The sequence below is a fragment of the Shewanella sp. NFH-SH190041 genome, from assembly GCF_024363255.1.
Taxonomy (GTDB): domain Bacteria; phylum Pseudomonadota; class Gammaproteobacteria; order Enterobacterales; family Shewanellaceae; genus Shewanella.
The window spans coordinates 177,711-190,776 of record NZ_AP026070.1; the positions used below are offsets into that span (position 1 = coordinate 177,711).

At 46.2% G+C, this 13,066-nt stretch carries 13 protein-coding genes; all 13 read right to left on the reverse strand.

The window, feature by feature from the left end; genetic code table 11:
- Positions 1–10: 10 nt before the first annotated feature.
- Entirely contained in the window at positions 11–1,249 is a 1,239-nt protein-coding gene (locus NFHSH190041_RS00840; protein WP_261923447.1) for a flagellar hook-length control protein FliK, read from the reverse strand.
- The gene (locus tag NFHSH190041_RS00845; protein WP_261923448.1) at positions 1,239–1,613 is read right to left on the reverse strand and encodes a hypothetical protein; all 375 of its coding nucleotides are present in this window, start codon (positions 1,611–1,613) and stop codon (positions 1,239–1,241) included. The genes NFHSH190041_RS00840 and NFHSH190041_RS00845 overlap by 11 nt, the downstream gene beginning before the upstream one ends.
- A 10-nt stretch (positions 1,614–1,623) precedes the next feature.
- Positions 1,624–2,004: a flagellar export chaperone FliS gene (gene fliS / locus NFHSH190041_RS00850; RefSeq protein ID WP_261923449.1), complete on the reverse strand. Its 381-nt coding sequence runs from the start codon at positions 2,002–2,004 to the stop codon at positions 1,624–1,626.
- A 14-nt stretch (positions 2,005–2,018) separates the two neighbouring features.
- Positions 2,019–3,338 (reverse strand): flagellar filament capping protein FliD, encoded by a 1,320-nt coding sequence (fliD, locus tag NFHSH190041_RS00855; RefSeq protein WP_261923450.1) that lies wholly within the window; start codon positions 3,336–3,338, stop codon positions 2,019–2,021.
- Positions 3,339–3,771: 433 nt separating this feature from the next.
- Entirely contained in the window at positions 3,772–4,581 is an 810-nt protein-coding gene (locus tag NFHSH190041_RS00860) for a flagellin (RefSeq protein ID WP_261923451.1), read from the reverse strand.
- Between the two features lie 226 nt (positions 4,582–4,807).
- The gene (locus NFHSH190041_RS00865) at positions 4,808–5,617 is read right to left on the reverse strand and encodes a flagellin (protein WP_261923452.1); all 810 of its coding nucleotides are present in this window, start codon (positions 5,615–5,617) and stop codon (positions 4,808–4,810) included.
- A 347-nt stretch (positions 5,618–5,964) separates the two neighbouring features.
- The gene (locus tag NFHSH190041_RS00870; protein ID WP_261923453.1) at positions 5,965–6,774 is read right to left on the reverse strand and encodes a flagellin; all 810 of its coding nucleotides are present in this window, start codon (positions 6,772–6,774) and stop codon (positions 5,965–5,967) included.
- Between the two features lie 425 nt (positions 6,775–7,199).
- A complete protein-coding gene (locus NFHSH190041_RS00875; RefSeq protein ID WP_261923453.1) occupies positions 7,200–8,009 on the reverse strand; it encodes a flagellin in 810 nt (269 codons plus the stop codon).
- Positions 8,010–8,118: 109 nt separating this feature from the next.
- The gene (locus tag NFHSH190041_RS00880; protein WP_261923454.1) at positions 8,119–9,129 is read right to left on the reverse strand and encodes a hypothetical protein; all 1,011 of its coding nucleotides are present in this window, start codon (positions 9,127–9,129) and stop codon (positions 8,119–8,121) included.
- A 73-nt stretch (positions 9,130–9,202) separates the two neighbouring features.
- A complete protein-coding gene (gene flgL / locus NFHSH190041_RS00885; protein WP_261923455.1) occupies positions 9,203–10,120 on the reverse strand; it encodes a flagellar hook-associated protein FlgL in 918 nt (305 codons plus the stop codon).
- Positions 10,121–10,140: 20 nt separating this feature from the next.
- Positions 10,141–11,517 (reverse strand): flagellar hook-associated protein FlgK, encoded by a 1,377-nt coding sequence (flgK, locus tag NFHSH190041_RS00890; protein ID WP_261923456.1) that lies wholly within the window; start codon positions 11,515–11,517, stop codon positions 10,141–10,143.
- Positions 11,514–11,936, reverse strand: coding sequence for a rod-binding protein (locus NFHSH190041_RS00895; RefSeq protein WP_261923457.1), 423 nt, complete (start codon positions 11,934–11,936; stop codon positions 11,514–11,516). Before NFHSH190041_RS00895 ends, flgK begins: the two co-directional genes overlap by 4 nt.
- Positions 11,936–13,060, reverse strand: a complete 1,125-nt coding sequence (locus tag NFHSH190041_RS00900) for a flagellar basal body P-ring protein FlgI (RefSeq protein WP_315972957.1) — start codon at positions 13,058–13,060, stop codon at positions 11,936–11,938. Before NFHSH190041_RS00900 ends, NFHSH190041_RS00895 begins: the two co-directional genes overlap by 1 nt.
- Between the last annotated feature and the right edge of the window lie 6 nt (positions 13,061–13,066).

The window sequence follows — 13,066 nt, forward strand, 5'->3', positions numbered from 1 at the left end:
ACTCCTTGATTTAAGCCAGTAAATTGAGATCGTTGTGGGTATCGTTAGTCACCCGTGAATCTCCCTGTTCAGTGTGAATAACAGGGGTCACTGCTGTTTTGATAGAATGTTGTTGTTCCGCGTGCTGTTGTTGCTGTTGTTTATCCTGCTGCTGTGCTACATCCAGCTGAATATCACCGCCATGATCCATGGATAGCTCAGCCCGCAGACGATCTAAGCCACTTTGTAATGCTTCTCGCACATGGTTATTGGCAGCATGCATTTGAATATGCAGTCGATCACCATCCAGACGGATATTCAGCTCAACTTTGCCCAGCTCTGGTGGATCTAGGCGGATATCCGCTTTTTGAATATGCTGATCTAATTGAAATCTCAGTTGTTCCCGGAGTGGCGTCAGAAGTTCTTTAGCATGCTGTGCCATTGATGCTGACGGTGTTAGTGGCAACGGTCCCCACTGCATAGTAGGTTGCTTATTTTCAGCTGTATGCACCGTGGTACTGGCATCAATCAGTTGCGTCAGTGCCGCGTTCTGATTGTTCAACTGGCTATTATCCAGTCCCATACTAGCTTGAGCTTGGCGAGATAGCATGTCTGCTGGGGATAACGTTGTATTCCCACCAGTCAGTTGTGACAGTTTGTTCAGCAGCGCGGTATCGCTGCTCATAGCATGGGCAGTTGTTGGCATTTGGCCAGTTGCCATCGGCTTGATTCCCTGATCATTTAACTGCGATAACAACCCCTGCAGGGTACTGTTAGCTTTGCTGTTAATGTTTATCTGGGATGGGGTATTACCGCTTGCTGCTCCGGGGGAAAGCCCCTGAACATTATTTGATACACTCGCGGCAATCCCCGCAACCACTGAGCCGTTTTGGCTTAGTTGTTGAGCTGTCTGGCCATTGGGATTTTGTCCCTGTAGCGCCAGCTGTTGCTGTAATGGCGGCAGTGAATTCTCCACGCTATTTTGTGCTAGCGCATGATCATTGCGGTCACTCTCTTTATCCGACTGCTCACTGTTTTCAGTATGTTTGGCGTGTTTGGTTTTATCCGTTTCTTTGCCATGGGCTTTATGGAGCTGGGTGTGCTCCATTTTTGCCGTATCTTGATTAGGCTGTGTATCGTCAGCATGGCTCAGTGTTTGGCTGTAATCCTTAAATCCCATTTTTGCCTGAGCAGAATCCTTCCCTGTCGGGGCATTGATCTGGCCCCGGGATACACTGGGGGAGGATGGTGTCAATAGCTCAATTGCCATGTTGTTGTGTCTTTCCTTCAAAGGCTATGTCGATGGTGCTGTCACCACCGCTGAGGGCGGTCATCTGGTAAGCAGATAATCCGTCCTGCTGATTGCGAAATGTCGCCATGGTATTGGCCAGTTCCGTCTTTTTCTGATTCAACGCATTGATAATGCCCCGGTGACAGGCTGCTAGTTCAGCTCGGGCCTGTTGCTCCAGCGTGGAGCGAGGCGCTCCACGCTGGGTCAGGGCAGCAATCATTTTGCGATTTATATTTCTGAGCATATCCAGGTCACCGCTCTTGGCTGTTTTTTCCAGCGCTTGCTGAAACTGTTTCCAACAGCGGACTTCCGGGGGCATGCCTCCAGATTTACCTGTATTCATTGCGATTTCTCTAATTGAGGTTGGCCCAGCCAGCTTGGATTTGGCTGATCACATCCACAACAGGCGCGAGAGATTCTGGGTTATTCTCCACGCTAGCGGTCACCAGCTGACGACTGCAATAGTCATATAGCCGGTTCAAATTAATGGCAACTTCGCCGCCATTTTCCATATCTAGCATGGAGTCCAACCCATGGATGATGTTCAGACACTTATTGATGCTTTTCCCTTTTTCTTCAAAAGCTTTTCTGTGCATATGTCCGCCTGCGCGAGCCAGTTCGTCCTGCAGGCCATCCAGTAGCATGCGAACTAAATCATGCGGGTTGGCAGAAGCCGCCTTCGCCTCGAGGCTGGCTTGACGATAAGCGCTGAAAGGGTCGAGTTCATTAAGCATGGTGAGCAGAATCCTTATTCAAATAAACCACTGGCTTTGCTGAGTTCACCAATGGTTTGTTCCATTGCGGTAAACTGTTTCAGATAAATCTGATAGCGGTTGTTCATGAAGGTGTTATAGCTATCGATTTGATCATTCAGACTGTCCAGCTGATTATTCAAATCGTCTTTTTTCATATGCACATAACCGTCAAACTTGGTGAATGGCTTGAGGGTTGTTTTCAGTTGATCAACAAGACCAGTTTTGCCACCTAGCACTTTATCGAGTAACTCAGGTGTGTTTTTCATTACATCGTTGAGTTTGGTTTTATTGACTGAAAACTGGCCATAGCGGTTCAGTTCAATACCGATATCGCTCAGACGCATACCATTAGGGGCTTTTTGGAATGCCAGATTGCGGACTTTTTGCTGTAATGAACGTATGCTGGCATCACCGGCCAGAATGCCGATTTTGTCCTGGGCCATATAAGCATGGTTTTTATTTTTATTACCGTCATCATCTGGTTTTTTACTGACAGTCAGGCTATTGATTTTGTCCAACAGAGCATTGATTGAATCAACAAAACCAGACACATTTTTTTCTGTAGTATCTGTGTCAGCTTGAACCGATACCATGCTGCTTTTGCCGGGCTCATCAGCTTTTTTCAGCTCAATGTTCATGCCATCAATCACATTGGTTAGCTGGTTTTTATCACTGGTGATTTTAATACCATTAAGGGTGATTTCGGCATCTTGGGCTTTTGCCCGTTCAACCATGCCCCAATCTTTACCACCCATGGTGATTTTCATTGCATGCTTTAGGCCGGGTTCGTCGGCTGTAAGCATAAACTCAACTTTGCTGCCGGTGCGCACCAGGCAAGCTCGTACGCCAGGGTTGTCTTTGTGATCATTGATAATGTCACGCAGATCGGCCACGGTTTTGGTGCCACCTGAATTAACTTGCGCCAGATCCAACTCTATTGTTTTACTATCAATTTCAATGTGTAGCACTCCAGATGAAGGCAATGGAGCTTTTTCATTGTCAAATTCTTTACTCAGTTGCTGCGCCTGAGCCAGTTGTTTTACTTCAACTTTATAGTTCGCTGCAGGTACGCCATCAGCGACAGTAACGGCAATACTGTCACCGGTGACATCGGCTTTTTTCGCCTGCAATTCTTTATTGCTGAAATTACTCAGAGAGCTAGTAACATCACTCAGTGCACTACCTAGAGTACGATAAGCATCAATTTTGGCTTCTTGCTGATGTTTCTGTTCGTTGAATAGCTTATCTTTAGCTTGACGTTCAACCTGAACAAGTTTTTGGGCAAATTGAGCAGCGCTCATTCCGTTAATCATAGTTATCCTCCTGTACAGGTCTTGCCCTTGGCTATCTGAATTTGATAGCGCTGCAAAGCAAGCCATGTGCCAGCTAATAAAACTTCATTTAAGTATTTGTTTATTATAAATATTTATTTGTTTTGACCGGGTTGGTGACAGGATGGCTTCCTCTTTGGAACCATGGTGAGGAAGTCTCTTTTCCGCGTTGGTTTCCGATCTGACACAGGCTTAAAGCGACCGTGTAAACCTCTGGGTGAAATAGTGAGGGAAAATTCACATTATCATCAGCTGTTCATTGAGCTTGCCAGGAAATATTGCGATGAAATGAAGCGATAAGGTAAAGGTGACAATAACTGAGCAATGTCAGTTTAGTTTTAGGATAGGAAAGCTGCAGATATTACCAAGCACCGTGGCCACGGTGCTTGGATGTAAAGGCCTTAATCGAGGACGATTAACCCAGCAGGCCCATAACCAGGCCGGTATTTTGGTTAGCGCGGGACAGAATACGAGTACCGGCTTGAACCAAGATTTGCTCACGAGTCATAACGGCAGACTCATGGGCGAAGTTTGCATCCATAATACGCCCATAAGCGGATTCAGTATTGATGGTGACATTGTGCAGGTTTGCCGCAGTGTGTTGCAGGCGGTTAACGTTCGCACCCAGCATAGAGCGTGCGGTACCGATGGCGTCCAAGTATTTATCAACAGCGGCAATACTCTTATTAGCATCAGTTTGGGTACTTAATTTCAAACCAGAGATAGCGCCCAGTTTCGTTGCACCAGTGACTTTCACATCTAGAGTGTCTTTGGTACCAGCACCGATTTGGAAGGTTACGTTCTGGATGGTAGAGAACAGGTTGTTACCAGCGTAGGTGGTGTTATCTACGATACGCTTAGATTCTGCAGCCAATTCTTTTGATTCAGCAGAGATTGCCGCGCGATCTTGAGCAGAGTTAACACCGTTAGCAGATTGGGTAGCCAGTTCTTTTTGACGATCAGCAATTTTGGTCAGTTGGTCCATAGCACCGTCAGCGGTTTGCAGCATAGAAGTTGCGTCACTAACGTTACGGTTAGCCGTTTTCATACCGATAACGTTTGCATTTAAACGAGTGGCAATTTGCAGGCCAGCGGCATCATCCGCTGCACTATTAATGCGCAGACCAGTAGACAGACGCTCCATCGCGGTAGTCAGCAGGCTGTTGTTAGTATTCAGAGCGTTTTGTGCCACTAGAGAGGCGTAATTAGTGTGAACTGATAGCATTTTAAATCTCCTGATAAGATAAGTGTCTATGCTTCTTTTTAAGTTCCCGCAGCTGCTTGAGCTCGGCGTATAAAGCAATAGAACGACCAGGAAAAAACAAACTAAATGGCAATTTTAAACATGGACTAAAGCTCATCTTTCGGAAATAAAAACCGGCATTTTTTGCCGGTTTTTTTAAACTGCTCTATCAGTTCAATGAGCTATAACAGATATTCCTAATCAAAAATTATCCCAGCAGCCCCATGACTAAACCGGTATTTTGATTTGCACGAGATAATATGCGGGTACCGGTCTGAACCAGTAGTTGATTCTTCGTCATTATTGCTGATTCGCTCGCGAAATCAGCATCCATAATGCGGCCAGCAGCAGCTTCAGTGTTGGTAGTCACATTGTGCAGGTTAGCAGCAGTGTGTTGCAGGCGATTAATGTTTGCCCCTAGCGCGGAACGCGCTTTCCCTACAGCATCAAGATAGGCATCAACTTTAGCAATACTGGCATTGGCGCCTGATTGCGTATCCAGCTTCAATCCGGAGATAGCATTAAGCTTTTTCGCATCTGTCACTTTCACTTCCAAGGTGTCAGCAGTACCGGCCCCAATTTGGAAAGTGACGTTTTCGATAGTGCTAAATAGGCTATTACCGGCATAAGTCGTATTGTCCACAATACGCTTGGTTTCCGCTGCCAACTCATCAGACTCAGCTTTAATCGATTGGCGATCTTGGATAGAGGCTACGCCGTTAGCGGATTGAGTTGCGAGCTCTTTCTGGCGGTCGGCAATCACGGTCAGTTGCTCCATGGCACCATCGGCAGTATGCAGCATGGAGGTGGCATCACTGACGTTCTGGTTGGCCCGTTTCATCCCGGTGACATTGGCATTTAAACGGGTCGCAATTTGTAGGCCAGCAGCGTCATCTGCAGCGCTGTTAATGCGCAGACCGGTTGATAGACGATCCATAGCTTGACCCAGCAATCCATTATTTTTATTCACGGAGTTCTGAGCAACTAGGGAGGCATAATTGGTATGTACAGACAGCATGTTAAGGTCTCCAAATCTGTGTCTTAATTACCCTTTTTGAGGGCGACACTGGAGCTTTAAACTTAATGAAATAAATAAATTTTTTTTTAATTTAGGGGGTTAGGCGATTGTTTCTACAAAAAATAGCCCTATTTGATGTTGTGGTGTTTTTATTTTGTACTGAGAGAGCAGTAAATAGGGAAGGTAATTAGTCAGTTGTTGGTCTAACTGAAATATGAAGATTGAAAAAATGAGTAAAAAAAGAGGGTGTTTACACAGGATGACAGCAAAAACAGCGCAATAACATGGCTGCTTTTGCTAAATAGTTGAGGCGGAAAGTCCACCTCAACTTGGCATGCGATGGGAAATTAACCCAGCAGACCCATAACCAGACCAGTGTTTTGGTTGGCGCGGGACAGTACGCGAGTACCGGCCTGAACCAGCAGCTGGTTTTTAGTCATTGCAGCAGATTCTTTAGCGAAATCAGCATCCATGATGCGGCCAGCAGCAGCTTCAGTGTTGGTGGTCACATTGTGCAGGTTTGCAGCAGTGTGTTGCAGACGGTTGATGTTTGCACCCAGCATAGAGCGTGCTTTACCGATTTGATCCAGGTAAGCATCAACTTTAGCGATACTGGCGTTAGCATCAGTTTGAGTGCTCAGCTTAAGATCTTTGATTTCACCCAGAGCTTTAGCGCTAGTAACTTTAACGTCCAGTTTATCTGCACCACCGGCACCGATTTGGAAAGTTACGTTCTGGATGGTAGAGAACAGGTTGTTACCAGCGTAGGTAGTGTTGTCAACGATACGCTTAGATTCAGCAGCCAGCTCTTTAGATTCAGCAGAAATAGCAGCGCGATCTTTAGCGGAGTTAACACCGTTAGCAGATTGAGTAGCCAGTTCTTTTTGACGATCAGCGATCTTGGTCAGTTCGTCCATTGCGCCGTCAGCAGTTTGCAGCATAGAAGTTGCATCGCTTACGTTACGGTTAGCAGTTTTCATGCCGATAACGTTAGCGTTCAGACGGGTAGCGATCTGCAGGCCAGCAGCATCGTCAGCTGCGCTGTTGATGCGCAGACCAGTTGACAGACGCTCCATAGCAGTAGACAGCAGAGAGTTGTTTTTGTTTACAGAGTTTTGTGCAACCAGGGATGCATAGTTAGTATGTACAGACAGCATGTTAAGTCTCCAAAGTAGATGTCTATGTCTCCTGATATTAAGACGACATGAAATTGCCAAACTGAATCAAAAATTCATGAAAACATCACTTAAGATTTAATTAGTATAACGGTGTGATTTTAATCACTAAAATGACGGGATATATCTCATTATTACTATGTTTTTGTGTGTTTATTGTGACAACTGAATGGCATAACTTGTGGCTATTTGTTTTACAAAATACCTAATGGCGAGGTGAGTAAATATTATTTTGTTTGATTTTTAAGCGGTAAGATGAACGCTTATGGCTAATAAGGGGAATACGAGTGGGGATAGGGGGATAAAGCTGATAAGAGCGCTATTTATTATAAAAAACGGCGCTGAAATCAGCGCCGTAATCTTGTGACAGCTGTCGAAAATCGATAGCAGTCTGGGAATACTTAGGATTAACCCAGTAGACCCATAACCAGACCAGTGTTTTGGTTGGCGCGGGACAGTACGCGAGTACCGGCCTGAACCAGCAGCTGGTTTTTAGTCATTGCAGCAGATTCTTTAGCGAAATCAGCATCCATGATGCGGCCAGCAGCAGCTTCAGTGTTGGTGGTCACATTGTGCAGGTTTGCAGCAGTGTGTTGCAGACGGTTGATGTTTGCACCCAGCATAGAGCGTGCTTTACCGATTTGATCCAGGTAAGCATCAACTTTAGCGATACTGGCGTTAGCATCAGTTTGAGTGCTCAGCTTAAGATCTTTGATTTCACCCAGAGCTTTAGCGCTAGTAACTTTAACGTCCAGTTTATCTGCACCACCGGCACCGATTTGGAAAGTTACGTTCTGGATGGTAGAGAACAGGTTGTTACCAGCGTAGGTAGTGTTGTCAACGATACGCTTAGATTCAGCAGCCAGCTCTTTAGATTCAGCAGAAATAGCAGCGCGATCTTTAGCGGAGTTAACACCGTTAGCAGATTGAGTAGCCAGTTCTTTTTGACGATCAGCGATCTTGGTCAGTTCGTCCATTGCGCCGTCAGCAGTTTGCAGCATAGAAGTTGCATCGCTTACGTTACGGTTAGCAGTTTTCATGCCGATAACGTTAGCGTTCAGACGGGTAGCGATCTGCAGGCCAGCAGCATCGTCAGCTGCGCTGTTGATGCGCAGACCAGTTGACAGACGCTCCATAGCAGTAGACAGCAGAGAGTTGTTTTTGTTTACAGAATTTTGTGCAACTAGGGATGCATAGTTAGTATGTACAGACAGCATTTCAAGGTCTCCGAATAGGTGTCTTTGTCTCCTTCACTTAGAGCGACAAAGAAAAACTAAACTGAATTTTTTTTATAAAAAAATTTACCTTTTTCTGTAATGTACTGATTTATTTGAGTAAATCGCTTGCCTGATTTCTGCCTAAATTGGCCTGTGCCAATAATGCTGACAGTTGAGTATTAAATGGCCCTTGGTGCAGCTGATTGTGTAACCGGATTAACACGGTCTCATCAGGCAGCGCGGGTTGTTGTCGCAGCATATGTTGCAACTGGCGTAATTGTTCCCGGGTTTGTCGTTGTTGTAGTTCCAGTTTTCGCTGAGTTTTCTGAATTTTTAACCGGGTCTGATTCAATCCTTCAATGGTATGTAGATCCCATTCATAGGGATCTTGCCATTGTTGTAATTCATCAAGTTGAATTTGTCTGGCATCCCCGGCGGGTAATCGTTGCCCTTGACCACTCATGGTGATGCTACCTGTCATCAATTGCCACAAGGCGTCATCGCAACTCAGCTCTGCCTGATTGTCTTTACCAAATTCAATCGTTATGCCAATAGGTTGTAATGCTTTATTGAGCTGAATAAGTAATTCAGCCTCAGTGGCGTGAGCCGATAAACGCACGCAGATAATTTCTGGCCCATTGGCTGTCGGGATATGGAATGTGAGCTGTTCTTCACGAGATTTACTGCTGAGCAGATTGATGGCTCTGAGTCTGAATCTGCGTTTGGCACTACGCCGTTGTTGAATACGTAGGTTTAACTGGTAGTCCAGCAAGGGAATGCCGAGGTAACTGGGATTGAGTTGGCACAATTGTTCCCTGAGTACCGCTAACTGGGTTTGGGCTTCATTCTGTTGTGCGATAGCGGTGGGGATCTGCTTTAGCATTTGTCGCAGTAGCATCTGTAATGCCCCGATAGCTTGGTTGGCGACCTGTGCTGAACTGATCCTGTGTTGAGCCGTTGTCATTTTTGCCCAACGCTCAAACGCGACGCTACGGTATTGCCCTAGAGCAATTTGGGGTAACGCCGGGGTTAACTCTTGGGGCGCTAGCGGTTTTATGGTTTGGTTTACCGGAGACAGTTGCCCGGCCAGTCTCAGAGCATCGGATACGCCGTTTATCATGAAAAGCCTGAATAGTAAGAGAATATGGCCACAGATATTTTCTGTGGCCGGTCACTGCCATAAAGGTAACTATTTACAGCAGATTAAACAGTGTTAGTTGTGCAATTTTGACAAAACACTTCTGTGATACCTGCAGTGCAGTCTGTTTCATCTGAAACTGAGAAGATGCAGTTGGATAATCCAAGGACTCAGTATCACCGATTACTTTCTTGTTGAACAGTACCATTTCTTGATGGGATGTTTTTGCCAGTGACAGGCTGTTTTGTTTACCCCCGATATCCGTAATGGCGGCATTGAAACTGTTCAAACTGTCATTTAGGGTATTGATCATCGCAGTGCCGACCTTATTAAAGGCAGCATCACCAGGAGCCAATTTTTTATTATTCAGAACCTTAATGTATTCAGCGGTCTGGTTTAGCAGATCCTGACTTTTGTTACTGAAGATAAAATCTTTGGCGGTCACGTTGGCGGTCAGCCAAGATGAGGCCGATGTCTGTACCCGACGATGTTTGTCATCCCCTTGAAAGATATATTTACCACTAGCATCTTTTACAATGGCGACCGTCGTGGTTTTATTGCCGGAAAAAATATAGTTACCGGCATCATCCCGGGCATTAGCCATATCCACGGTGGAGTCGAGCAGTTCGGCCAGTTCTGCAGCATATGCACTGCGATCCTGCTCAGAGAGACTACCACTGTTGGCTGATAGGGTAATTTCTCGCATACGGTTTTGCAGGTTCACCATACCAGTCAGGTATGTTTCACTGCGGCTTAAACTGGTCGTCAGTGCATCAATATTTTTAATATATTGATTGGTTGCGGCCATATTACGCTGGCTACTCAATACCTTAACTGTTCCAATTGGGTCGTCAGATGGTTTAAGTAGGCGTTTGCTGGTCGACATTTCTTCGTCTAAATGTGCCAATTCTGCCAATGATTTCTGCATACTGCTGACATTGGAAGAGTACATATTCTGCATGGCTACACGCATGTTGGGTATCTCCGCTTTAATTAGAAGCTATTAAGAATGGATTTAAACAGTTGATCAGCAGAAGCGATCACCTTGGCATTGGCCTGATAAGCCTGTTGGTAGGCTAACAGGTTAGCGCCTTCTTCATCTGGGGTAACCCCACTAGTGCTGGACCACTGTTTGTTCGCTTCTTTTTTCATTGCGATAGCGGTTTCTTTATCCAATTGCGCCTGACGAGCTTTAGATCCTAATACACCGACCTGACTAGCAAAAGCATCGCCAAGAGAAGCTTTAGTGCCAACGGTTTTAAAGTCTAATGGTTCTCCAGCCAGTTTAATCATTGCCATCAGGTTAGAGTTATCACCGGGTGTACCATCTTTACCAAATGCGAGCATTTCTGGTTTGATATCTTTATTTACCCGCATACTGCCGGCCGGGTTGTTTGGCTCAAACTTGAATAGCGGCACTGTTGCCTTAGCACCGTTTAAATCTGTTCCGCCATTTTTGGTTTGCAGATCATTCATCTTATCGGCCATCAGTGTTGCCATTTCATCGAGAAAGGCCTTTGCGTGGCTCAATTCATTATCACGATAATGAACCAATGCACCCAAACTGCCACCGGTATCATCGTTCAGCGGGAAGTCGGATTTGCCAAATTTCAGCGTCAGTACTGGTTTATCCGGATTTTTCGGACTGGTAACAATACTCATTTGTCCGCTAGTGGTGCCACTGAGTAGCGGCTGTCCTTGTCGCAGGGAAATATTCACCAAACCACGGTTATCTGTGACAACCCGAACATTAACTAAGTTAGCCAGTTTATTGATTGCCACATCTCGTGCATCCAGTAGTGTCGCTGGTGGCACGATAGAATTGGACGCACTCAGCTTTTTATTGAAGTCAGCAATATTGTGCAGCAGGGTATTCACTTCCCGTACGGAAGAGGTCATCTGCCCACTGATTTGCTGTAACTGGGCGTTCACCCCTTCAGAGATTGAGTTGAACCGTTGTGAGATACCGGTCGCTTCGTTCAATACGGCCTGACGATAGGCAATTTCATTCGGTTGCTCTTGGGCTGAGTTCAGCGCAGCAAAGAATCGGTCTAAGCCTCTAGAAAGATTATTACCATCAGCAGCAAACACCTGTTCAATGTTATTGAAGTAACCGTTTTGTACTTTGGTAAAGCCTTCTGCAGATGTGGTATGCCAAATTTGAGAGACTTGATATTGGTCAGAAATTCGGCGCACACCATCAACGCGGACGCCATTGCCTGCGCCGTGAGGACCGCCACCTACGGCAGATAGCACCACCTGTTGACGGGAATAGCCCGGCGTCATCTCATTGTTGACGTTGTTAGATACTGTTTGCAGCGCTGCCATGCTGGCATTCAGGCCAGACAGGGCGGTATTGATCATGTTCATTTTGAATCCTTAGTCACCAGGGGGACTATCAGGGCAGGTTGCATGGCTTGGGTGACCAGTTGTGGCTGGGTTTGACCCTGATGACTCTTCAAAGCGACAGACTGACTGCCAGACTGAAGGCCAGCAGCTAGTTGTGCTGTCATCACATCGGCAAGTCCAGTGGCCTGCATCTGACTCAAATGGCCAGCGAGTTCACTGTCATACCAGTCCCGATACATCCCGGCATTTTGTGATGCTAAAGGGCTGTCTTTATCAGCTAGTACATCACTGGCACTGCGCATTTGTTTCAGTACTGTTTGCAGAAATTGAGCTTCAAACTGCTGACTGACTTTTTTAATTGCGCCCATTTCCCCATTGCTGCGGATAAGGTCGCCAGCATCTAGCTTGCCCAGTACGCCATAACTGTTATCAACATTCATCAAATCACCACTAATTCTGCTTCCAGGGCTCCGGCTGCTTTCAACGCTTGCAGGATTGCCATCAAATCCATTGGGGTTGCCCCTATGCTATTTACTGCCCGAACAATTTCATTCAATGTGGTACCTTCTGGCCAGACAAACATGTGGCCAGGCTCTGATTTCACATCCACTTTGGAGTTATTAGTGACCACAGTTTTCCCTGCGGCATTCCCCAATAGTGCACCTTTAGGCTGACTGACTTTGGGTTTTTCAGTAATGGTGACTGTCAGATTGCCATGACTGACCGCAGCTTTACGAACCTTGACATCGCCACCGAGTACGACAGTACCGGTACGGCTGTTGAAGACCACTTTCGGTATGGTTCGGCCTTGTTCAACTTGCACCCCTTCTAGCATGGACATAAATGTCACCCGTTCCCGATCACTCTTTGGTGCGCGAACGATCACCTTGGCATTATTTTCTGCCTCCGCCACATTAGGGCCAAAGATATTATTAATGGCGCGTTCAATGTTGCGAGCAGTGGTGAAATTGGGCTGTTTCAGGTTCAGATCTATGGTTGGGTTACTGGCAAAATCACTCTTAATCGAGGCTTCCAGAATTGCCCCGTTGGGGATGGTACCGACAGTCGGCACATTAATGGTTACAGAGCTGCCACTACGTCCCTGAGCTGAAATACCACCAACAACTAAGTTGCCTTGGGCTACCGCATAAATTTCCCCATCAACCCCTTTCAGTGGGGTCATCAACAGGGTGCCGCCTCGCAAGCTTTTTGCATCACCTATGGACGACACTGTGATATTCAGGGTCTGACCTGGGCTGGCCAAGGGAGGGACTGAAGCTGATACGGCCACAGCTGCGACGTTTTTCAGTTTTGGATCTGAGGCGCCATTAAGTTGCACGCCGAACTGTTTCAGCATGTTAACTACTGATTGACTGGTAAATTTTACCTGGTTTTTATCGCCGGTACCGTCTAGGCCGACCACCAGGCCATAACCAACCAGTTGGTTATTACGGATACCTTGAACATCAACAATGTCCATCAGATAACGCTGTTGGATATCAGCTTTGGCTATACCCGCCACCGTCACTAACAGCAGGGGAAGAATACGCAAAAATCGCTTCATAATTAA

Bases quoted from the DNA above. Each gene is read 5' to 3' on its own strand.
- NFHSH190041_RS00895 (WP_261923457.1), bottom strand. From the start codon at position 11,936: ATGAATGTTGATAACAGTTATGGCGTACTGGGCAAGCTAGATGCTGGC.
- flgL (WP_261923455.1), bottom strand. From the start codon at position 10,120: ATGCGTGTAGCCATGCAGAATATGTACTCTTCCAATGTCAGCAGTATG.
- NFHSH190041_RS00840 (WP_261923447.1), bottom strand. From the start codon at position 1,249: ATGGCAATTGAGCTATTGACACCATCCTCCCCCAGTGTATCCCGGGGC.
- fliS (WP_261923449.1), bottom strand. From the start codon at position 2,004: ATGCTTAATGAACTCGACCCTTTCAGCGCTTATCGTCAAGCCAGCCTC.
- NFHSH190041_RS00860 (WP_261923451.1), bottom strand. From the start codon at position 4,581: ATGCTATCAGTTCACACTAATTACGCCTCTCTAGTGGCACAAAACGCT.
- NFHSH190041_RS00875 (WP_261923453.1), bottom strand. From the start codon at position 8,009: ATGCTGTCTGTACATACTAACTATGCATCCCTAGTTGCACAAAATTCT.
- NFHSH190041_RS00870 (WP_261923453.1), bottom strand. From the start codon at position 6,774: ATGCTGTCTGTACATACTAACTATGCATCCCTGGTTGCACAAAACTCT.
- NFHSH190041_RS00880 (WP_261923454.1), bottom strand. From the start codon at position 9,129: ATGATAAACGGCGTATCCGATGCTCTGAGACTGGCCGGGCAACTGTCT.
- flgK (WP_261923456.1), bottom strand. From the start codon at position 11,517: ATGAACATGATCAATACCGCCCTGTCTGGCCTGAATGCCAGCATGGCA.
- NFHSH190041_RS00845 (WP_261923448.1), bottom strand. From the start codon at position 1,613: ATGAATACAGGTAAATCTGGAGGCATGCCCCCGGAAGTCCGCTGTTGG.
- NFHSH190041_RS00900 (WP_315972957.1), bottom strand. From the start codon at position 13,060: ATGAAGCGATTTTTGCGTATTCTTCCCCTGCTGTTAGTGACGGTGGCG.
- fliD (WP_261923450.1), bottom strand. From the start codon at position 3,338: ATGATTAACGGAATGAGCGCTGCTCAATTTGCCCAAAAACTTGTTCAG.
- NFHSH190041_RS00865 (WP_261923452.1), bottom strand. From the start codon at position 5,617: ATGCTGTCTGTACATACCAATTATGCCTCCCTAGTTGCTCAGAACTCC.